At 44.9% G+C, this 20904-nt stretch carries 24 protein-coding genes; 8 read left to right on the top strand and 16 right to left on the bottom strand.

The window, feature by feature from the left end; genetic code table 11:
* Nucleotides 1–14 precede the first annotated feature (14 nt).
* The gene (locus FD47_RS05010) at nucleotides 15–917 is read left to right on the top strand and encodes a sensor histidine kinase (protein WP_054733573.1); all 903 of its coding nucleotides are present in this window, start codon (nucleotides 15–17) and stop codon (nucleotides 915–917) included.
* A gap of 99 nt (nucleotides 918–1016) precedes the next feature.
* On the opposite strand, the gene FD47_RS05005 is transcribed toward FD47_RS05010, so the two are convergent.
* The 3 genes from FD47_RS05005 to tnpA all read right to left on the bottom strand — a co-directional run bounded on the left by FD47_RS05005 (nucleotide 1017) and on the right by tnpA (nucleotide 3297).
* The gene (locus FD47_RS05005) at nucleotides 1017–1844 is read right to left on the bottom strand and encodes a hypothetical protein (protein WP_156404142.1); all 828 of its coding nucleotides are present in this window, start codon (nucleotides 1842–1844) and stop codon (nucleotides 1017–1019) included.
* 24 nt (nucleotides 1845–1868) lie between these two features.
* Nucleotides 1869–2669, bottom strand: coding sequence for a hypothetical protein (locus FD47_RS05000; RefSeq protein WP_054733582.1), 801 nt, complete (start codon nucleotides 2667–2669; stop codon nucleotides 1869–1871).
* Between the two features lie 196 nt (nucleotides 2670–2865).
* Nucleotides 2866–3297: an IS200/IS605 family transposase gene (gene tnpA / locus FD47_RS04995; RefSeq protein ID WP_054733584.1), complete on the bottom strand. Its 432-nt coding sequence runs from the start codon at nucleotides 3295–3297 to the stop codon at nucleotides 2866–2868.
* Between the two features lie 98 nt (nucleotides 3298–3395).
* On the opposite strand from tnpA, the gene FD47_RS04990 reads away from it, so the two are divergent.
* Nucleotides 3396–4658, top strand: a complete 1263-nt coding sequence (locus FD47_RS04990) for an RNA-guided endonuclease InsQ/TnpB family protein (RefSeq protein ID WP_054733587.1) — start codon at nucleotides 3396–3398, stop codon at nucleotides 4656–4658.
* Between the two features lie 254 nt (nucleotides 4659–4912).
* Here the strand turns inward: FD47_RS04990 and FD47_RS04985 are convergent, their stop codons facing one another.
* The gene (locus tag FD47_RS04985) at nucleotides 4913–5968 is read right to left on the bottom strand and encodes a Fic family protein (protein ID WP_054733590.1); all 1056 of its coding nucleotides are present in this window, start codon (nucleotides 5966–5968) and stop codon (nucleotides 4913–4915) included.
* Nucleotides 5969–6298: 330 nt separating this feature from the next.
* Between FD47_RS04985 and FD47_RS04980 the strand changes: the two genes are divergently transcribed.
* The 4 genes from FD47_RS04980 to FD47_RS04965 are packed head-to-tail and all read left to right on the top strand — an operon-like array spanning nucleotide 6299 to nucleotide 9459.
* Nucleotides 6299–7405, top strand: a complete 1107-nt coding sequence (locus FD47_RS04980; protein ID WP_054733595.1) for a YibE/F family protein — start codon at nucleotides 6299–6301, stop codon at nucleotides 7403–7405.
* Nucleotides 7405–8187, top strand: a complete 783-nt coding sequence (locus FD47_RS04975; RefSeq protein WP_054733598.1) for a YibE/F family protein — start codon at nucleotides 7405–7407, stop codon at nucleotides 8185–8187. Before FD47_RS04980 ends, FD47_RS04975 begins: the two co-directional genes overlap by 1 nt.
* Nucleotides 8187–8699, top strand: coding sequence for a hypothetical protein (locus FD47_RS04970; protein ID WP_054733601.1), 513 nt, complete (start codon nucleotides 8187–8189; stop codon nucleotides 8697–8699). Before FD47_RS04975 ends, FD47_RS04970 begins: the two co-directional genes overlap by 1 nt.
* A gap of 28 nt (nucleotides 8700–8727) precedes the next feature.
* Entirely contained in the window at nucleotides 8728–9459 is a 732-nt protein-coding gene (locus tag FD47_RS04965; protein WP_054733604.1) for a class I SAM-dependent methyltransferase, read from the top strand.
* Nucleotides 9460–9701: 242 nt separating this feature from the next.
* Here the strand turns inward: FD47_RS04965 and FD47_RS04960 are convergent, their stop codons facing one another.
* From FD47_RS04960 to FD47_RS04930, 7 genes are all read right to left on the bottom strand, one after another.
* Nucleotides 9702–10625 (bottom strand): NADP-dependent oxidoreductase, encoded by a 924-nt coding sequence (locus tag FD47_RS04960; protein WP_056980131.1) that lies wholly within the window; start codon nucleotides 10623–10625, stop codon nucleotides 9702–9704.
* A gap of 183 nt (nucleotides 10626–10808) precedes the next feature.
* Nucleotides 10809–11669: a hypothetical protein gene (locus FD47_RS04955; protein WP_054733607.1), complete on the bottom strand. Its 861-nt coding sequence runs from the start codon at nucleotides 11667–11669 to the stop codon at nucleotides 10809–10811.
* A 201-nt stretch (nucleotides 11670–11870) separates the two neighbouring features.
* Nucleotides 11871–13115: a glutamate-5-semialdehyde dehydrogenase gene (locus tag FD47_RS04950; protein ID WP_054733610.1), complete on the bottom strand. Its 1245-nt coding sequence runs from the start codon at nucleotides 13113–13115 to the stop codon at nucleotides 11871–11873.
* Nucleotides 13116–13178: 63 nt separating this feature from the next.
* Nucleotides 13179–13991 (bottom strand): glutamate 5-kinase, encoded by an 813-nt coding sequence (gene proB, locus FD47_RS04945; protein ID WP_056980153.1) that lies wholly within the window; start codon nucleotides 13989–13991, stop codon nucleotides 13179–13181.
* A 372-nt stretch (nucleotides 13992–14363) separates the two neighbouring features.
* Entirely contained in the window at nucleotides 14364–15332 is a 969-nt protein-coding gene (locus FD47_RS04940; protein ID WP_173585505.1) for a peptidoglycan recognition protein family protein, read from the bottom strand.
* 293 nt (nucleotides 15333–15625) lie between these two features.
* On the bottom strand, nucleotides 15626–16084 hold the full coding sequence (locus FD47_RS04935; protein WP_054733613.1) for a Fur family transcriptional regulator: 459 nt from the start codon (nucleotides 16082–16084) through the stop codon (nucleotides 15626–15628).
* Nucleotides 16085–16260: 176 nt separating this feature from the next.
* Entirely contained in the window at nucleotides 16261–16761 is a 501-nt protein-coding gene (locus FD47_RS04930; protein ID WP_054733616.1) for a hypothetical protein, read from the bottom strand.
* Between the two features lie 98 nt (nucleotides 16762–16859).
* Here FD47_RS04930 and FD47_RS04925 point away from each other — a divergent pair, with 98 nt between their 5' ends.
* On the top strand, nucleotides 16860–17912 hold the full coding sequence (locus FD47_RS04925; RefSeq protein WP_056980130.1) for a lactonase family protein: 1053 nt from the start codon (nucleotides 16860–16862) through the stop codon (nucleotides 17910–17912).
* Nucleotides 17913–18015: 103 nt separating this feature from the next.
* Here the strand turns inward: FD47_RS04925 and FD47_RS04920 are convergent, their stop codons facing one another.
* The 5 genes from FD47_RS04920 to FD47_RS04900 are packed head-to-tail and all read right to left on the bottom strand — an operon-like array spanning nucleotide 18016 to nucleotide 20363.
* The gene (locus tag FD47_RS04920) at nucleotides 18016–18756 is read right to left on the bottom strand and encodes an ABC transporter permease (protein WP_082402595.1); all 741 of its coding nucleotides are present in this window, start codon (nucleotides 18754–18756) and stop codon (nucleotides 18016–18018) included.
* The gene (locus FD47_RS04915; RefSeq protein ID WP_054733619.1) at nucleotides 18740–19579 is read right to left on the bottom strand and encodes an ABC transporter ATP-binding protein; all 840 of its coding nucleotides are present in this window, start codon (nucleotides 19577–19579) and stop codon (nucleotides 18740–18742) included. The genes FD47_RS04920 and FD47_RS04915 overlap by 17 nt, the downstream gene beginning before the upstream one ends.
* 9 nt (nucleotides 19580–19588) lie before the next feature.
* A complete protein-coding gene (locus tag FD47_RS04910) occupies nucleotides 19589–19780 on the bottom strand; it encodes a helix-turn-helix transcriptional regulator (RefSeq protein ID WP_054733621.1) in 192 nt (63 codons plus the stop codon).
* Nucleotides 19777–19962, bottom strand: coding sequence for a hypothetical protein (locus FD47_RS04905; RefSeq protein WP_054733624.1), 186 nt, complete (start codon nucleotides 19960–19962; stop codon nucleotides 19777–19779). The genes FD47_RS04910 and FD47_RS04905 overlap by 4 nt, the downstream gene beginning before the upstream one ends.
* Before the next feature lie 2 nt (nucleotides 19963–19964).
* On the bottom strand, nucleotides 19965–20363 hold the full coding sequence (locus FD47_RS04900) for a hypothetical protein (protein ID WP_225352778.1): 399 nt from the start codon (nucleotides 20361–20363) through the stop codon (nucleotides 19965–19967).
* A gap of 290 nt (nucleotides 20364–20653) precedes the next feature.
* Here FD47_RS04900 and FD47_RS04895 point away from each other — a divergent pair, with 290 nt between their 5' ends.
* Nucleotides 20654–20893, top strand: coding sequence for a hypothetical protein (locus FD47_RS04895; protein ID WP_056980128.1), 240 nt, complete (start codon nucleotides 20654–20656; stop codon nucleotides 20891–20893).
* Nucleotides 20894–20904: the final 11 nt, after the last annotated feature.

Raw genomic sequence — 20904 nt, 5'->3', positions numbered from 1 at the left:
TGAGGAGTGACGAGATGGTAATTGGATTAACAGTTTTATGTATCGTATTGGTGATGATTATCGGCTTGATGGGCCTCGAAATCAGGCGGATTAATCGTGAATTGGCATACATCAACACGCACGAAACAAACATTGAAGTAACGACCAACACGAACTGGCCGCCCTTTAACAAATTGGCCAAGTCAATCAATGAAAGCCTGTCTAAAACGCACCAGGCCCGCATTAAAAGAATTGAACAGGAACGTCAAATTAAGCAGATGCTGACGAATTTGACGCATGACATCAAGACGCCTTTGACCGTGGCAATTGGCTACATTCAGTTGTTATCAAAAAACCACGATGGTGATCAGAATCAGGCGCGGTACCAACGGATTGAGAATAATCTATTAGAAATAAACTACTATCTGCATTACCTGATGGACTTTAATCTGTTGCAAGAAAAGAATTCTCAGTTATCAATCTCAAAGGTTGACGTGTCGAAAGTCTTAGAAAAAACATTGTTCAATTATTACGACGAATTAACCGCCAAGGGACTGCACATGGCGATCCATATTCAACCGGGAGTCGAGATTCGAACGGACAAGACCTTACTTGAGAGGGCCTTTCAAAATCTGATTAGTAATTTACTTAAATATGGGCACACAGATGCCGAAATTACATTGCGGGATAAGGATGTTGAACACTTTGAAATTATTTTTCGTAACCACACCTTACAAGCAGCCAACGAAACGGCCCAATTAACTGACCGATTTTACACCCAGGACACCCAATCAGATCGTCGCAGCACTGGTCTGGGGTTAGACATTGTCCGTTCATTGGTCACCACATTAGGCGGGCAATTGCACGTCACAAGCCAAGACGACACTTTCACATCGACCATCACTTTCCGATATCGACAGTTGACCAACGATAGGTAAGGACACTGAGCAACCAACTGATGTTTGAAGAGCCCTACAATCATTAGACTTACTTGTCTAACAATTGTAGGGCTCTTCACTGCCGTTGCCGGTACTTTTTCATCCTTTATTTTTCGCAAGATATATTTCATAAACTAATCGGGTTGTCTGATCATCATGTTGCGGATATGGCGAATTAGTTGGCGTCCCATATAAGGCGCCATCCACAACGTCAACGCCAAGGGAATAGTTCATCATCGATGCACGTTTGCTGGCATTATAGCCATTCGCGTTAAGAATTTCAGTTATCCGTTTAATCCGTGGGGTAATCGCCTGGCCATAACTGTAGTAGAGATAACTGTCAATACGACCATCTTGATGCGGATTTGGATTGTTAGGATCCTTAAGATCACTAATTGCAATAAAGTCGGTAAAATTCTGATTTTTAATGGGCGCGGTTGCCGTGATATTATCAATTGAACGCGATAAGCTGATGTCAACGGGGCTATTGGGAAATAGTTTAATTAAGGCTTTAGTTAAGCGTTGGCTAGGGTTGGAATTGATGTAATTCAAATACTGCTGATTACTCGAAATCTTATCTAATGGCGTGGCAATTGCTTTTGTAAGATAACCGCTCCAAACGAGCCCTTTAACTTTCTTATTAGCAGAATAGACCCGATAGTAAATTGATCTTTTACCTTTAATCCTTTTGGTGGAAGCGTTAGTAACCAGCCAACTCGTATAACGATAGTTTTTAACGTTATGTAATTTTCTGGTATGGCTATAATTCCAGACATACCCCTTAACGTTTGGCTTGGTATAGTACATTAGTGGACCGTCCATTACCGACCAGCTGTAAGGCTTCTTTGCTTGAACAGTTGATGTAGCGGCTAGTACTCCACAAAACACTAATCCCGCTAAAACTATTTTTAATAGTGGCTTTTTCATAAAATGAGCCTACCCTTCTTTTTGCTATTTAGTCGTTGGTGGCAATAGTGCAATCATAATGATCCCATAAAAAATGCTATTCTTTGGAAATGCATATGCGCCAATCGACCAACCGGAAAAATCAGAAAATGTTTTATGATCAGCCTTCAAATACTTTTGAAGCCAATTTTTTTCAAACTGTAAAAAACTGACCTTATTCTGTCGAAGCTGATTATACGCACCAGGTACTGCTGAGTACGTGGAGAATCCACTAGCTTTCTTTTGCTTCTCAGCGCCTAAGATTTTTCCTTCATATTCGTAGTAAGTATCACCCGGCTCGTAAGTATTGACAGCATGAATATAGTATTCCGCTACTTGTTGTAACTGCTTATCCGGAATGGTCCCTGGAAACAAACTGATTAATGATTGATTTAATTTTGAATCAATTAAGCCTGCTGGATAGGTTCCCTTAGTCAAGGCGCCCTTGGTGAGGTAACCTTTCCAAATGTAGCCGCTCATGGTTTTTCTTGAGTTAGTTGCTTTATAAAAGATTCCGGTTTTATGACCATTAGTCATTTTTAACGACTTTGAAACGTACCAAGTTGTTACTGGCCAGTGAGCCAGACGATGTTGTCGTTTTGTGAGGTTCGCATTCCATAGGTACGCATGACTACTCTGACCGTTCCAATGATACGGAACATTCTTATAAGTCTTAGTTTTAATAGGAGTGTATGCTTCCTTCGCGTATGAGGGATAAGATTGAGCAATAAATCCAATGATCAGACTAGGAATTAATAGCATTAAAAATTTTATTTGCTTTGGTACGTTGATTCTCTTCTTATTCATTTTAAATCTCCCTTCAATAACCGTATTATCCAATAGCCGAGAACTGTTTGCAAAGTTATTAACCGCTTGTAAACGGCACTCGTAAAATGTAGGTTTGGGGGTGCGGACAAGTGGTGAGTTTAATTAAAAGGTTGGCAGAAATCTCCCGGTTTTAACCAGGTAGATGAATGCCCAAATTCAACGCCGAAAGGCGTTGTCATCGTTGGTTACGTTGATCATCAATATAGTGTTCGACAACTTCTTTGCTCATATTGCCAAGCGTACTCATGTAGTAGCTATGTGACCATAAATGGCCACCCCAAAATTTTTGGGCTTTTATTTCTGGATGCTTTTCGAAGAATAGACGCGCAGAGCCACCCTTAAACGCTTTGACAATATTGGTTGGCGCGTATTTAGGCTTAAAACTGATGAGGAGGTGAACATGATCCGGCATCACCTCCATGCGTTCTATGATGACCTCATTCAAATTAGCAATCCGCTGGAGGATCACTTGCATGTCTTTTATCAATTGGGGATCTGTGAATACCGGGTGCCGATATTTAGTGACCCAGATTAAATGAAAATGGAAATTGTAAACATAGTTACGTTCGGAAATGGCTTCATCTAAATGCGGCTTTTTATTACTCATATGACAACCTTCTTCCTGGCTACTTATCGCCAATGTTATCTCTAACTATCTTCTCATATGTTATCATTAGAGTAACATGTTTAGGAGGTGAAATCTATATGGGTCAGACAATGGCGCAGTTACCGTACCATTATGGGGTTAAAGTCCGCATTTTCCCATCGAATGAGCAAAAGCGGTTAATCAAACGCAACAGCGACGCGAGTCGCTTTATTTATAACGAAATGAACGGCATGAATCGCGAACTATATCAGTTAAAGCGGGTTAAAATCCCAATTGGGATTGTCCAACAACGCATTCAAACCCTCGAACAGCGCCTTAAAAATCCGGCAACTGGAATCTCTAATATCCATGGCTGGTTGAATGACAACGTGTTAGATAGTTTGATGAAAGCCAATGCAATCAAAAACTATCGTGCCGCTTGGAAAATGTTTCGCAAGGTTCATCAGTCGGGCACCCCAGTGTTCCATCGAAAACGAACTGAGCAAAAATATCAAACTTCCTGTTTGTATCCAGGAAAAGTGAAGGCTCCTAACATGATTAATGGGAGTGTCCGGCTCCTTGATCACCAATATATTCAGGTTCCCAAGCTTGGTCGGCTACGCTTTCGTGGAATGCCGGCAAAATTATTGGCTCGGAAACAGGGGATTCGGATTGGGACCGTTACAATTTCGATGGACGCGACAGAACGGTATTACGTTTCCCTGCAATTGGCTTCGGAACATTCTTTCGTGATTCAAACGGTTAGTAAGTCGCAGACGGCCATTGGAATTGATTTGAATACGGCTAATTTCCTCACTGATTCCAATGGCAACGTCGTTGCCAATCCTAGGTACTATCGTTCTGTCAAAGGAAAATTAGCCAAAGCCCAACGCAAGTTATCGCGCCGAGCATTACGGGCTAAGAAAGAACACCGACAATTACGTAATGCCAAAAATTATCAAAAACAACGTCGGATAGTGGCCGATATTCAGCGCAAGGTCGCCAATCGCCGCAGCAATTTTCTGCATCTTGTCTCAACGACACTTATCAAGAACCACGATTTGGTTGTTGCGGAGGAGTTGCGTAGTAAAAATCTGTTGCGGAATCACGCATTAGCAATGAGCATCAGTGATGTTGGCTGGCGAACATTCTTAGGTATGCTGACATATAAGGCGACCTTATATGGAAAAAAGTTCGAAACCGTGAACCCTCGGAATACCACTCAAACTTGCCACGACTGTGGTTTCATTATGGGGAGCCGTGACACTCATAAACTGACGCTGGCTGATCGTGCATGGACTTGCCCTGCATGCCGGATGCAGCACGTTCGTGACCATAATGCCGCCCAGAATATCTTAGCAAAAGGCATCATACCCCGATAATCACCATGTCCGTCTGGCAACCTACGGACGCTAAGGGCTTTGGTAATTAGCACGTAAGACCTGCTGACAGGCAATCGCTGTATCTAAGCTAATTGCGGTCATGACACCGTGAGGTGTTATTCTCGCAAGCTCCTGAATTTATTCAGGAGTGGTTGACAGGTATTCCCGAGGGGCGATAACTTAATATAAGCCCCGATAAAATCAGAAAAGTAAATAGTAGCACAATAACACTGATTGAAATAAGCAATCGGTCACTAATTGTTCAAAATATATTTTGAAGATCTGCCCTTGCCAATAAGTTGTATTTGCTGACTTTTCTTCAATTCACTAAGCGCTCGCTTGATGGTTATATCGCTGTATTGTGGAATCAAGGCCGTCAGCTCGCTTCTGGACATTGGCTTTAATTCTTGTCCCAATGTCTTAAGAATTAAGTCCGCTGCAGATACTGATTTGTTTTGTACTAGGCTGAGCCGATCATTAAGGTTGCGGTATGCTTGTAAAATAACACCCAAAAAATAATCTAAAAAGGGCGCATAGTCATTCTGGTTGTTTTGCCAATTTAAGGAGCTCTGCTTAAGCACTTCATAATAAGACTGCTTAGTTTTTTCAATTAGTTTTTCCAGGCTAATGTACTTTCCGACATCAAGTTGTGCTTGATACATAGTTAACAGCATTAACAGTCTCGACATACGGCCGTTACCATCACGAAATGGGTGAATCGAAACAAAATCAAAGATAAAAGCACCCAATAAAATGAGTGGCGAAAAGGTTTGTTGATTGACTGCCAAGTTATAATTAGTACAAAGTTCCTGAACCAATTGTGGGGTTAAATAGGCTGCTGGTGGTTGAAAACGGACTTCTTGCTTACCATTTGCATATTCAGTAATGATTTGGTTATCAGAATTTTTGAACTGACCACCCCAGGTACTGTTGGTATAGCTAAATAAGCGCTTATGGAGCGTTAAAATCGAACTATTGTTAATCGGAATGTAGGCGTACTGTTCGTGAATTAAAGCCAAGACGTCCCGATAACCCGCAATTTCCGCCTCACTGCGATTGCGCGGACTCGTTTTTTGATGAACCAATTGGTTTAACCGCGTGTTACTGGTATAAATTCCTTCAATCCGATTAGAAGCATCAGTACTCTGAACCTTCGCCACATTAACCAAGTGATCTAAGGCTTCTTTATAGGTGATTGACGTAGCTGATAAACGCCCTTTAAGTTCATAAATTTGGTTCAATTTGTCATTCATCGAAGCAGTTATTTCTAAATGGTTTAAAGTTTTATAATCAAATTTTTTCAGGATCATCTCACTCCTTTCGGTATCATTGTACATCCTTTGATACCGAAAATGTATAGATGATACTGATAAAGTAAATCATATTGTGTCAATAAAGGCCAATTGTGACTGTGGATTGTAGTCAATATTTGAGACCAATTTTAAGCGTCATTCAGAACCGCATTTACCTTCCACAGCTCAAATCAATCATTAATTGGGATTAATAACTTACTTGAACCATGGAAAGCATCAAATCATGCGCTTCAACCCTTTATTTTTGGTAATTTTTACCCCAGTACGTCCCAACCTCGGCGCTTCAATGTTACAATAGCCCTAAATTTTGAGAAAAAGGCGGGCACAATGAAAGCTAAATTAACCAGTAAAATGACTTGGGTCCAAATTATTGGGGTGCTGCTCTTTTGTTTGGTGGCCGTATTCTTGACCGCCCATGACGATAGTCTGTACACCAAACCGATTTTTCAGGTTACCCGGGTACAAAACGGTAAGGTGACCAAGATGTCGGACGAATTTCACAACACCGACTACTATCATCAACAAACGCTCTATGGGCACATTACAAACGGCAAGCATGCCGGCGAGGCCCTCACGATTCAAAATAGCTTTTCAAATTCTGGGGCGATGGATCATGAGTACAAGCCAAATCAAAAATTATTTATTATCTTACATACAAAGCCGAAGCTGCACGCCACCGTTAAAGATTTAAAGCGTGACGTGCCGATTGTCCTGCTGCTGGCACTGGCGGTGAGCTTGTTGATGATCGTTTTGAAGGTTCACGGGGTAACCGTCATCGGCAGCATTGCGATTAACACGCTGCTGTTCTGGGGGGCCGTTAAGCTCGACCACGCAAATAATGGCGCGGCAGTTATCCCAATTTTTAGCATTCTAGCGGTGATCTTTTGTTTTATCACGTTGTTTTTGGTCATGGGCTGGAATAAGAAAATGCTGGTTACGCTGTCGGCTGTGCTTTCCGCCACCGCAATCACTGTATTGCTGACGCTGCTGGTCTTCGGCGTGACCCATGAACGCGGGATGTACTACGAGTCGATGCAGTATGTCACTCAGCTGCCGAAACCGTTATTCTTGGCAGAGGTGCTGATTGGCGTCTTGGGGGCGGTCATGGACGAGGCCACCGATATTGTGGCGTCGTTGGCAACCTTGAAGCAGGAGCGTCCTGAACTGAGCAAAATGCAGATCTTTACGTCCGGCCGCCAAATTGGTAAGTCCATCATGGGGCCGCTGATTAACGTTTTGTTCTTCATTTTCATGGCTGAAACCTTGCCGATGACCCTGCTGTATCTGAAGAATGGCAATACGTGGCACTATTCGTTTTCGATGAACATGTCGCTTGGGATGACGTCCAGTCTGATTAGTGGGATTGGGATCGTCCTCACGGTGATTTTGTCGAGCCTGTTTGCCGGACTTTGGATCAAAGGAGATGAACGCTGATGGGATCATTGACCGCACTTGGACTTGTTTTGTTGATCTTGATGATCATCGTTGGCGGCAAGCAGGGGATTTCGTCGTTTCTCAGTATGGTGGTTAACTTCGGAATTCTCTTCTTTAGTATCGTTTTGATTGCCTTTCATATGCCGCCAATTATCGTGACGGTGGTGGCAAGTGTGATTCTGCTGTCAATCACCATTTTCTGGAGCAGTGCGAGTGATAACGCGTCAACCACGGCTTTTCAGGCTTCCGTTCTGATTTTGATTTTGCTGATTGCCATTATTATTCCAATCGAATACTGGGCCCGGGTTGGCGGCTTTGGGCTTGAAGACAGCGAGGAACTGGAAGGCCTGTCGCTTTACGTTGGCATTAACTTTACCAAATTAGCCATTTGTACGGCAATTCTCAGTTCGCTGGGGGCGATTGCCGAAGCGTCGATTGCGATTGCCTCCGGACTGGATGAAATTACCACCCAACACCCAAAAATTCCGGCTGATCAACTGTTTGCGGATGGCATTTTTATTGGTAAGCAGATTATCGGGACGGCGGTCAATACGCTGTTCTTTGGTTTCTTTGGGAGTTCAATGGGGCTGTTCATTTGGTTTTATGGTCTCAACTATTCGTTGGGTGATATTTTAAATGATAAGATATTTGCCGCGGAACTGATCGCCATCGTGATTTCTCTGATTGGCGTGGTCCTGACGATTCCGGGAACGACGCTGATTATGAGCTATAAGTTGCGGCGTAAACAACGCCAGGGGCAAAAGACTGAAAGTGATCACTAATGACTAAATCTTTGGGGGTCACAATTATATTTTGGTTGAACTTTTTGGTTAGCCCCATTTTTGCCTACATGATGAATGGGATGATCTTTTTTCAGTTATTTGATTCGGGAACGTTGCCGTTTGTTAAGCCGGAACTCATGCCCTGGCTGACGCTCGTGACTTTTATCTGGATTTTAATTGCCAGCGACATTTGGATTGGCATCTTAACCCGACTTAAATTTGTAAGCCAACCGATCCTTAATAATCGCGTTAGCATTGTTACTAAAAAGTTAGGGGTTCTGGAGATCGTTTTGCTTGCGATCGGAAATGTTCTGCGGCTCGCGGCCGAAGCATCGTCATTTGTGACCCTCGCTGTGAATGATATTGCCGTGGTAACCGCCTTGCCCTTATTAATTGGAATCAACTATCAATTTTGGCAATCACGAAATCGAAGGTGGGTATTGATTGGGGTTGGAATTCAGAGCCTTGTTATCTGTCTGTTCATGCAAGGATTTTATGGCTCGGTTTGGTAATCAATTTAGCGATAGGTAGGGATTAACGATGTCAGATATTTATGATGATGCAGCATTCTTTCAAGCGTACAGCCAGATGAACCGCTCCAAGGATGGCCTGAATGCGGCCGGGGAGTGGCATGAACTTAGAAAACTATTTCCGGATTTTCATGGCAAACGGGTGCTCGACTTGGGCTGTGGTTACGGCTGGCACTGTCGGTACGCGGCTGATCATGGCGCCAGCCAAGTCGTTGGAATCGATGCATCCACCAAAATGATTGAAAAGGCCAAATCAATGACGGATCAAGCGCAAATTCATTATCAAGTATTGGATATGATGGCGATTGATCAGCTTGCCGGCAGCTTTGACGTGGTCATCAGTTCGCTGGCGATTCACTATATCAAGGATTATGCCGGGTTGATTAACTTGATTAGGGCGAAAATGACTTCCGGCGGCAACTTAATCATCAGTGTTGAACATCCGATCTTCACGGCAGAAGGTCACGAAGAATGGGTCCTTGGAGATGATGGCCGACCAAAGTATTGGCCGGTAGATCGCTACTTTGATGAATCCAAACGAACCACGGATTTTCTGGGCTATCCAGTTGAAAAATATCACCGGACGTTAACCACCTATTTGAACACCCTGTTGAACCAAGGCTTCAACTTAGATCAAATCGTTGAACCGACTCCCACCCCTAAAATGTTGGCGGAGAGCCAGGAAATGCGTGATGAATTGAGGCGGCCGATGATGCTGCTAATTGCGGCGACACTCAAATAAACATCGATTTGAAAATACAAAACTAGTTAAGGTTCGCCGGCAACTGTTGTTGGTGAATCTAGCGTTAAAGGTTCTAATTACTTTGTGATTAGGGCTTTTTTTAGCGAGAAACAAAAAACTGTCATTAGCAATAGATTAAATCTATTACCAACAACAGATAGTTAGAACCCAAAACGGGGAAATACGTCTCAGCTTATTTTTCGGTGATTTAAAAAATTAAGAAGCAAGCGGGAAGCCGTTATTTATGATGGATCCACCGTCACCACAATCCGCCCGTCATGCTGTTTGCCGAGTAATTGATGGCCTTCAATAATGCCGTCGATTGTAAATGGTAACTGGTAGCCGATCTTGATGGTAAGTTTCTTTTCCGCCATCAATTTAAGCAGCGTGTTGAGGGCTTCGGCATCCGAAACCGCCCTCGTTGGACTGATGGGTTTAAACTCGAACGGCTTGTTGGAAAGCGGCTTGTCACCGCCCACGCTGGTGATGATACCGTTGTCCTTCACAATTTGAGCGTCGGCGTCGATATCTGCGCCGTTAAGGGCGGAATTAATGACCACATCAGCCCGGTTGGTCAGAACCATCGCGGGATCCTGCTTGTTGTAGGAAACGTAATCGTTGACGCCCAGTGACCGGACGTAGGATTCGTTACGACTTGACCCAATGCCAATGACGGTTGCCCCTAAGTTCACGGCTAATTGGGCTGCCAGCGAGCCAACGCCACCAGAGGCGCCCCGAACGACTACCGTCTGGCCGGATTTAACCGCGCCAAAGTAGTAGACGGCCTTGTAAGCAGTGATGCCCGGCGTTACGATCCCGGCAGCTTCAGCGAATGAAACATTGGCGGGAATTTTAACCGTTCGGGATGCGTCCGCATACGCGTATTCTGCGTAGGATCCGTGCCCGTGGGCTACCACGCGGTCACCCACGTTAAATCCGGTGACGTTGGCGCCGAGTTTGGCGACGACGCCGGCAACATCCCGCCCCGGAATGACCCGGTGAGTGGTTTGTTTATAGTCGCCGGCCCGCATCGACTTTTCAAAATTATTGAGATTAAAGGCCTTCGTTTCGATTAAAATCTGTTGGTCAGAAATGTCCGGCGTTGGCACGTCGTATTCTTCGAAGACGTCCGCGGCGCCATTGTGATCGTATCCAAATGCTTTCATGGTGAATTCGCTCCCATCTAATTGAAATGCTATTGAAGTATATTGTTCTTAGTACATTAAAATTGTAAGGGTTATTAATCAAGGTATCAATCAAAGCGCTTATTGAAAAAATTAATAAAAAATGCGGCGAGCAAATTTACATTGTTCGCCGCATATTAAGAATTTCCATTATTTGATGGTCAATTAGTCGCCATAAACGTTATATGACCGTGGACTAGTAAAGTAACGATGACCGCCAGCGGAATAGATGCTGGCAGAAAATTGATTATTACCGTCAATATAGGGCGTGTGACGATTCTTGATGGCAAGGCGGTAACGATACTTTTGGTGATGTAGGTGAACGGTTTTGACGCCCTTTAAAGGTTGCTGGAAGTAGAGATATTTGGTCGCACCTTTGTTTAAGGTATGGCTGATTTTGACGTAAGAGGTCGGCTTTTGCGTATATCGCCAACGACCGTCAAAACCTGCTAATGTCGTGCCGGCGTATTTGTAAAATTCCAAGTAGCCGTCGGACGTAATCTTTAAGGCGTTACTGTTAAAGGGATGACCATGATGATAGCCTGCCGTCACCAAATTCTTAAACGCTGTAAGGCCGCCCGAATAGAGGACGTTTTGACCATATGGCAATGTGTAAGCTGGTCGCTTGACCTTGGTAAATCGTCCTGGGTAAGCTGGTGCCCAGATTTGAAATCTTTTCGAAGGATGCTTGACGCCGAGACGCTTCTTTAAAGCATAACTGAGGTCGACATTGTTATCATAATTGGCGACCAGAACCTTACCACCTGGGGCGCGGCTGGCACTGTCAGTTCCAGCTGTCATGCTCAAAATGGTGCCCTTAGGCAATGTAACTTTCTGACTCTTATAGGGGCCAACCTTGGTACTTTTATTGACCCGGTAGTAGTCATTTGAGTTGGCAATTTTAGCCATTTGTGAAGGCGTAATTTTCTTTATGGTTACCGCTGCGTTGACCGGTTGCGAGAGGCCAAAAGCGGCCACTGCAGATAATCCTAGGGTGAGTAGAATGAGGTGCTTCTTAAATGTCATATTGGATCCCTTCTCTTTGGGGTGGAAATTATTGAATTTATATAGTGGAAACGTGCTTCGACGCCCGCACGGAACGTGCTGGCTAGTCCTTTAGGGCGACGCCCCTGATGCTAACATCTAAGGGCGAGAAACTAAAAATCCAAGCCCGGGGTTTTCACTTCTTTGCCCTTAGACACCGTGCCTCCCGGGCTTTGGCGCACTCTAATCCCGAACCTGCCCATTCCCCCGGATCACGTACTTCGTGGTGGTCAATTCATTCAATCCCATTGGGCCGCGAGCATGGAGCTTTTGGGTGCTGATGCCGATTTCGGCCCCGAATCCAAATTGGAAACCGTCCGTGAACCTGGTTGACGCGTTGACATAAACGCAGGCCGAATCAATGCGGTCCAAGAATTTTTGACCGCTCTGGTAATTGTCCGAAATGATGACTTCCGAATGGCCGGTTGAGTAGTGGTTAATGTGGTCGATGGCCGCATCTTCATCCGCTACGACCTTCACGGCCATGATCAAATCATTGTATTCAGTTGACCAATCGACATCAGTTGCGGCTTTCATGGATGGCACAATCTCGCGGCTCCGTTCGTCTCCCCGCAGCTCAACGCCGTGATCCTGCAAAGCCTCGGCAATCGTTGGCAGCATCTTCTCCGCAACGTCTTGGTGAATCAACAGCTTTTCGGCAGCATTGCAGACTGACGGGCGCTGAACCTTGGCGTTCACGACAATATCAACGGCCATCTGAAGTTCGGCGTCTTTGTCCACGTATATGTGACAGTTCCCAGCGCCGGTTTCGATCACCGGCACGGTTGAATTCTTCAGCACGGCTTGAATCAAACCGGCCCCGCCGCGGGGAATCAGGACATCCACGTAGTCGTTTAAATGCATCAGTTCATCGGCCGTTTCGTGGCTGGTATCGTGGAGAATCTGAATCATGTTCTCATCGAGGTTGTTGTCACGAAGGACACCGCGTAATACTTCAGCCAGCGCGAGATTACTGTTGAAAGCTTCCTTGCCGCCACGCAGAATGACGACGTTGCCGCTCTTAAAGGTGAGAGCCGACGCGTCAACGGTGACGTTGGGGCGGGCCTCAAAGATCATCGCAATAACGCCCAGTGGCACCCGCTTCTGTTCAATTAACAAACCGGCTTCGTTAGTCCAGCCCTTGTCAATATTACCAATTGGATCGGCGAGGGCGGCCACCTGGCGTAATCCTTCGGCCATATCCTTAATCCGCTGGTCAGTGAGTTTTAGCCGATCCGTGAACTTGGCCGGCATATCCACGGCGTTTGCCAAATCTTTTTGGTTAGCCGTTAAAACTTCGGCAATATGATTTACGAGTTCGTCGGCAAATTGATTCAAAATCTGATTTTTAGAGACGGTATCAAGCTGCGCCATTTTGTAGGAAGCGGCTTTCGCCTGCTTGCCAATTTTGATAAGTTCTTCATTCATGGTAAATGCCCTCCTTAGGGGATTTGCGACGGGACTGGGTAACGAATGGGTTCAACATTTCAGCTAACTTGTCGCGCACACCTTTGAAAACCAGGTTCCCACTTGGCGGCCGGCAAGAATATCCAAAATAATGCGCGGGTCCTTGCCGTTAGCTAGAACCATCTGCCGATTCTCATCCAGCATCCGTTTAGCCGCCAACAACTTGGTCTGCATGCCGCCGGTGCCAAACCGACTGCCAGTGCCGCCGGCAACCGTGAAGGTGTCATTGGTGATGTTGGAAACGGTGGGAATCATCTTGGCGTCAGCAAACTTGTGGGGATTGTGGTTATAGAAGCCGTCAATATCGGACAGGACAATCAACAGGTCGGCGTTCATATGACTGGCCACAATCGCGGACAATTGGTCGTTATCGCCAAAGGTCGTCTTGTGGTCCAACTCATCGGTGGCAACCGTGTCGTTCTCGTTGACAATCGGAATGACGTTATCTTTGAGGAGACAGTTGAAGGTGTCCATAACCGAACGGTTGCTTTTGGGATAATCGAAAATGTCGTGGGTTAACAGCACCTGAGCGATATCGGTGAGGTAGTGATTAAATCGCTGCGTGAATAATGTCATGAGTTCGGATTGGCCGATGGCTGACAAAGCTTGTTGGGCACCGATTTCTTCCGGCCGCTTTTTTAAATGCATCTTATTCAAGCCCACACCCATGGCACCCGAAGAAACCAAAATGAGCTGCTTACCCTGATTGTTCAGCGCACTTAACGTATAGGCCAACTGGTCGAAAGTTTCCAGATTCACCGCGCCATTTGGATGGATCAGGCTGCTGGTGCCGACCTTGACCACGATTCGATTTGCATGAATATCACGTTTTACCATTTCACTCACCTAAATTTCTCCATATTTTAGACAAAAAAAGCCTTACTTTGATTGAGACACCCCAATAGGGCGGTACCATTCTCATTCAAAGCAAGGCTTCACACTTTTTATTTCATAACGGGAAATACCGTGTCTGATTAAGACAAAGTCGATGAAGATAGGATTCGTGCTCTTAAGCGGCTTTCAGCGGTTGTCGCTTTCTCTTTAATCACACTACTTGGTCTTCTTTAAGTAACCCTTATCATATAGAGTTGGGTTCCAAAAGTCAACTGAAAGGTGCATGCCGCGAAATCCGTTGCCAATCAAAGAGACTAGTCGGTGCTCTAACGCGTCACGCCGCACGTTTTAAGCCGTCTTCAGGAAATAAAGTTCCTAATCGAAATTCAGAGCTTTACTGTAAACCCAATATTTCTGAGCGTTTGAACTATCGGAGAAGGTAATTCGATACCAGGTACTGCCTGATGATTTCTTACCGATATCGTCAATGTAAACCTTCTTACCAACTGAAGCGCTCACTGATGACCATGAGTACGTCTTAACGTTGGCCCGGGAATTCTTCACGTGATTATACAGTCTGTATGATTTGTATTTATCTCCTAATAACGCTTGATCATCCACTGACTTGTAGGTCACCTTATCGAAGGCCTTCTTTTCGTGAGAGCCCTGAAGATTCTCGTAAGTTGTTTTGACGAGCTGATAGAACTGGGCAAATGTATAGCTGGCACCAAAGTAGGTTTTGCCCATTGAAGCATAGTAAGCGGTTGGATCGGTGTGATCGGTCCCCCCGAGGAACTTGGAAACGCCGCCGTGAGACCAGACGGTTCCCTTGCCATCGTACGCGGCATCGTTCGGTGTCAGGCCGTATTTGTCCAGAATGTAGGCGGTGTAATAAGCCGCGTTGGCGATTTCATGGGCAAACGCGGACTTACTGTGAACGCGAACCTGCTCGAACTGGACAAACCGCGCGTTAGCCGGGTATCCGGCACCCCAAGCCAGATAGTTGGTGTTCGCGATATTAATAATCCGGCTGGCATCTACAAATGAATGAACAAACGCTGCCTGGTAGTTCTTCTTCATATAGGCAATTTCATTGTAAATGGTCGAGTTCGGGTTTGCGGTTTCGTGAACCACGACCCCTTCTGGCTTACCGGTTCCTTTGCGGTACGCGTTTTTCGGAAACCCGCCCCAAATTGATGAGGTGATATTGGCGTGTGAAATATTATTGTTGGCAATGTATGAGTTAACGCTCTCTGCGTGCGTTGTGCTGCTGAACGAAAAAATCCCCATTGCAGCAATCGCTGCCGCAGCAAACTTGATGATCGTTGTTTTTTTCAAAATCATTTTTCCCTTCAGAAGTTGACAGTTTCATAAATCGGTTTTAGTGGTTCTTAATTTTCTTTTAGTGGTGCAATGTATCAAAAATTTACATGTTAACTTGATTACGATTAGTAATATAAACGATTTAACCCGGTTGTTTCAAGCCGTTAAAAAGCCCCTAACTGGCGAATTAACGCGCAATCAGGGGCTTTTAGCGACTTATTGTCAATCATATTAAGAGTTGTTGACAAAAAAATAAAAAAGCGGATTCAACCTTGTCATGCTGGGCTGTCTCCGCTGTAATATAAGTTTAACCGTTACTTTTTCAAATGCATTTTTTTAGCGCAGTCAGGACAAATTCCGGTGACTTCTAATTGGGCGCCGGTCACGGTCATCCCGGCTTTTTCGTGGGCAACTTCCTGAACGTGCTTCACAATGTCCGGATACTCATCGTCAAACACATCGAAAATTTTCCCGCAATTTTCACAAATGGCGTGGTAGTGGGGCACCCCGAAGAAGTCGTAGCGCAAACCGCCATCCTTATTCGGCAGTTCAATGACCAATCCGTTATCGACGAACAGCTTTAACGTATTGTAAATGGTTGCGACACTGAGATTTGGCAGCTTATCATCGATGCCATCGCGAATTGTTTCAACTGAAGGATGGTTATGGTGGCCAATTAAGTAGGTCAGAATAATTTCACGTTGTGGTGTGATCCGAACGCCCCGTTTTTTAAGTTGCTTTAAAGACTGATCCAACCGTGTATTAGTAGCCATAACATGCATTCCTCCTGTGCTCGCTTGTTGACGAGTTATTACTTGTAAAAAATAACCTGTATTAATCTAATTATCATCTTAGAATCATTCTAAACGAAAACGGGACATAAATCAATTGTTTTCCGCCAAATTTGCGGGGGGGTTTGGGATTTATCGGGGGATTTCTTCGGGGGCGTTTAGTCCGGGATCAACTGGACTTCAAAGGTGGTTGCGTTGACCTGCTGGAAACGGGTATCTTCGAGAATTTTGGCGATTGCCGTTGACGGTTGTGGCAGGCGCACGGCCAATTTGGAGAAATTAAAATGATCAGCGGCAAATTTCACCGCCCGGTCGATAACCTCGCTAAATGAGCCGATGTTTTCTTGGGGCAGGGTGAAGTCTAGGCTGCCAGTTGTTTGATTGGACTCGAAGCCGGAAATGGTAATAATGCCCTTAAAGTCCCCGGTTGCTGAATCGGTGACCCCCCAGGTCAGCTCATGGCCGTTCATGACCTTTTGCATAATGTGATTGATGTCGCGAACCGTTTCGAGAATTTCAGCGGGCATCTTTTCGGCAGCAACGGTGGAGAAGTATGGCTTGGATAACAGCTCATCGACGTGTTTGACGGGCGTCTGGGTCAACCAGTCAAGTGTATAGTGGGCGGTGAGAACGGGGTGGAACTTTTCAAATGAGGCCATGAATAACAATCCTTTCGTGAAAAAGCTTACATAATCTATTTTGGTGACGGTTAATGTGTGGCATAATGGAGATATAAATAAATTCTGGAGGCAATATTGTGATAGAAAAGTACTTGATTGGGACCTATACCAGACGTGTCAGTAAGGGCGTCTATCAGATTGAGTTAGACACCGACGCGCAAAAATTGCAGAATTTACAATTGGTTGGCGAAGCCATTGACCCAACCTACGTTGCGGAATCAAATCAAAAGCGAATCTACGCCATTACCAAGGTGAAGGACGCTGCTGGTAACGTCACTGGGGGATTTAAAGAGTGGGATGGCAGTTCAGACCAATTCCCACTCGCTGATATTGCGGCGATCCACGACCAGGAAACTTCCCCGGCCTACATTGCCGTTGATGAAACCAGACATCTCGTGTTCACTGCCAACTACCATGCGGGCACAATTTGCACTTACAAGATTGGCGATGACGGTGCCATCAATCGCGCCGATCGGATTATGGATAAGGGAACCCTCGGCTTTCGTAAGGAACAGCAGGACGGCCCGCATCCCCATTATATCAATTTGACACCCGATAACCGGGTGGTAGCCGTTGATTTAGGCGTTGATAAGGTATTTATATATGATTTGAGCACTGATGGCAAGTTAACGCCGGTCAGTGAGCTGCAAATGGAGGACGGCTATGGGCCGCGGCATATCGCCTTTGACGAGAAGAAGGGGGTCGCCTATCTGGTCGGCGAACTAAGCAGTAACATTGCCGTATTGGATTATGACGAAAAGCAGGGTAAGTTAAGCCTGCGCAATATTATGTCGACCATTCCCGATGACTGGACCGAGCATAACGGTGCCGCTGCCATCCGGGTAACGAAGGACGGCAAATTCGTTTACGTCTCCAACCGGGGTCACAATTCATTGGCAGTCTTTAGTTCAGACGAGAAGGGTAATCTCAAATTAGTTCAACGCATCTCAACGGAAGGTGATTTCCCACGGGACTTCAACCTCAGTGATGATGAATCATTTGTGATTTGTGTCAACCAAAATTCCGATAACGGCACGTTGTACACGCGCGATGCCCAAACCGGCAAGTTAACAATGGTTCAAAAGGATGTCCACGTGCCAGAAGGCGTTAGTGTCTTGAGAAGAAAATAATTGATTGGCGCTAGATTATTAATTTAACACTGATTTTTAAAATTCAAAAGCGATAACTTCTTGAAATTGGGGAAGTTATCGCTTTTTGGGTTGGGTTACGAGCTTAATTTTCGATTGGCTTTTTTCGGCTGAACTGCCAAATTGAAAGGGTGACCAGGCAGCAGATTACCACAATGGTGACTGTCGACCCCACGGATGCGGCAAAATTTGCGTTCGAGAAGAAATCCGACTGGCTGATTGGCAACAGCCCGAAGCGGTACGCAAATATGGTGGGGATGTAATAGCCAAAGGGTGCAGCCATTAAAATAGCGTTGATCACCATGCAGACGATCCCGACAACAGTGGTAATGATCGCGTTTCGAGAGATGTTGATAAGTAGGGCACCAAAGGGCAAATTTAAAAGGATGACGATTAGTGAATAACCCCAAAATGAGGCGGTCATTTGAAGGACTTCAACAATTGTGGCGTGAACCATGAGCAGAAGCCCCAGTGCCATAATGAAATAGTTGAGAAGGCACATCGCTAATAGAACGAGTCCCGCTACGGTCAGCTTTGAGATAATCAGTTTCTGCTTTGAGTAACCATAGGTAATCCAATCAACGTATGTCCCGTTGCTATATTCCATGTAGAAGACCGCAGTGGCAACCATCATCACCACTAACGGGAAAAATAAGGCGTATTGATTGTATAACGGAAAATAAAGGTCGAATAATTGATATTGTTGCTTGATTAACAGTGGCCGCGCCATGTTGATCACAATTGGTAATAGGGCTAATAAAAAGAGCATCCCGATACTCAAACTGTGGCGTAGTTTAATCAATTCGCATTTAATTAAAGTTGACATTGTGGGCGACCTCCCCGGTGATAACAAAATCAAATAAGTTCTCCAAACTGGTGACCGTTCCAATTAGTGGGGCCTGGAAACGTAAACTTGATTGAGTTGACAGCCAATAGTCAGTCCCAAGAATTTGACTTACCTGCCATTGACTGTCAGAAAGGGTGGTCCCGCGGGCTAATTTTTGATAAACATCATAATTGGCATGGGGAAGATTGTTGATACAACAGATAATTTCACCCTTATTGACGAAAACAATCTTATCGACAATCCGGCTAATTTCGTTTAGATTATGACTGGCTAGCAAGATTATTTTGTTGCGACGAATTTCAGGATCATTGAGCAAGTTTCTCACTGCTCTGATCCCCAGTGGGTCAAGACCATTTTGTGGTTCATCGAGTAGCAGGACCTGCTTGTTGCCCATCAAAGCGCGGGCGATGCCTAACCGTTGTTTCATGCCGAGAGATAACGATTGAAACGGCATGTTTCTCGCGTTATTCAGTGAAACCTTCTTCAAGATTTCCGTGATTGCCGATTGCTGAACACCGATATACTGGGCGTACAGATTGAGATTCTGCTGAACGGTTAATTTTTGATAAAAATTGGGATATTCGATTAATTTGCCAACCTTTGCATCACTGACTGGCTGGCCGTTGACGGTTATCGTGCCGGCGTATCGAGTGATGCCAAGAATTGATTTGAACAGTGTGGTTTTCCCAACCCCGTTTGGGCCGATAATGCCATAAACATTACCTGGTTGAAAATCGATGGTCATTTTTTGAAGAATTGGTTGATGGTGGACGGTGAGATTTAAATCTTTAATTTTAAGCATGGCTATCACTTACTCCCTTTGAAACAGATCATTGACGGTAATTCCCAGGCTTTCCGATAAATCCAGAGCTAATTTTAACGTGGGATCATAATGGTTGTTTTCAATCATATTGATTGTTTGGCGACTGACGTGACACTGTTTGGCCAGCTCTGCCTGGGTCATCTTCTTTTCCTTTCGGAGCACCCTAATTTTATTTTTCATTCAATCACCATCCAAACCAAATATGAAATGACATAGGTTGCAAACGAGACCAACAACGCTTTTTTTGTTGTTTTACCGGTTCGCTTCTGGACACTGCGTTGGTAGACATATTCCCAAAATGAAAAGAAAGCAACGAAGCCCGCGGCGATACAGAGGCCTTGGAAGAGCCAGATGACTTTCATCGTTAATCGCCGTCCTTATTAGCTTGATGAACTAAGTAGCGGTACCTGATGTAGAAGAGCAGGTAGGTGCCGACACTGATGACTAAGTATTTGACGTTGGTAATCAGGCTCGCAATTTGCGCGTTGTCAAGGTTAACCGTTTTGGGCCTCATCAGCAGGCCAACGACGTCAAAGGCGACTGAGAAGAGACTAATCACAATCGTGACAAAACCAACTTCGACTAAGGCGTGGGAGAGGTAGAACTTGCCCATTTCATCCTGCTTTTTCCCACGCATGAGCATCGCAAATTCAATGATGAGCACAAGACAGATAAATAGTATCGTTAAAATGATCATGTTGAGATCCCTCGATTCAATAATGGACGTGATGGTGTTTGATAAAATGTCAAATTGTCTTGACATATTTTTCGCTCTTAGAATACGCCTTCAGCGAAAAATGTCAAGATGTATTGATATTTTTGCCTTTTTTAGCTTAGTGAATGATTTGAAAGTGGCCAACAACATGCCACTACCTAAGTGGTTAAAAATCCGTCATAACCGGTCCTTGGTTCGTTGGGCGTATGGTGTATAATCAACTCATAAAATGATGTTAGGGCCAACTTATGGACCGGGGCCCTGCATCCTTCCTGGGAACCATGTGGGTGAGAATTGACAGTTGGTTGACACGCAGACAAATTAAGAGAGGCAGACCGATGGATACACTTAAGAAACTGAGCGAACTTCATGATTATGTTAAAAAGAATTACGAACAGGGCCATTATGACGACGTTAAAAAAGACTATCAGAATTGGTCACAGAGTCATGACTACGGCCAAGAAGGGGCATCGACGACTTCTAAAACCGACTTTCAAATGGGATACGACCAGGCAATGGATGATTTTAAAACCGGGCGGCCTTTTCGCCGATATCCGGATAAATTAGGGTCCGTCTGAAAACTTTATTT

It is taken from the genome of Lentilactobacillus parafarraginis DSM 18390 = JCM 14109 (assembly GCF_001435895.1).
Classification (GTDB): domain Bacteria; phylum Bacillota; class Bacilli; order Lactobacillales; family Lactobacillaceae; genus Lentilactobacillus; species Lentilactobacillus parafarraginis.
Note: the sequence above shows the minus strand (reverse complement) of the source record. Positions and strands in the feature narration are given on the sequence as shown.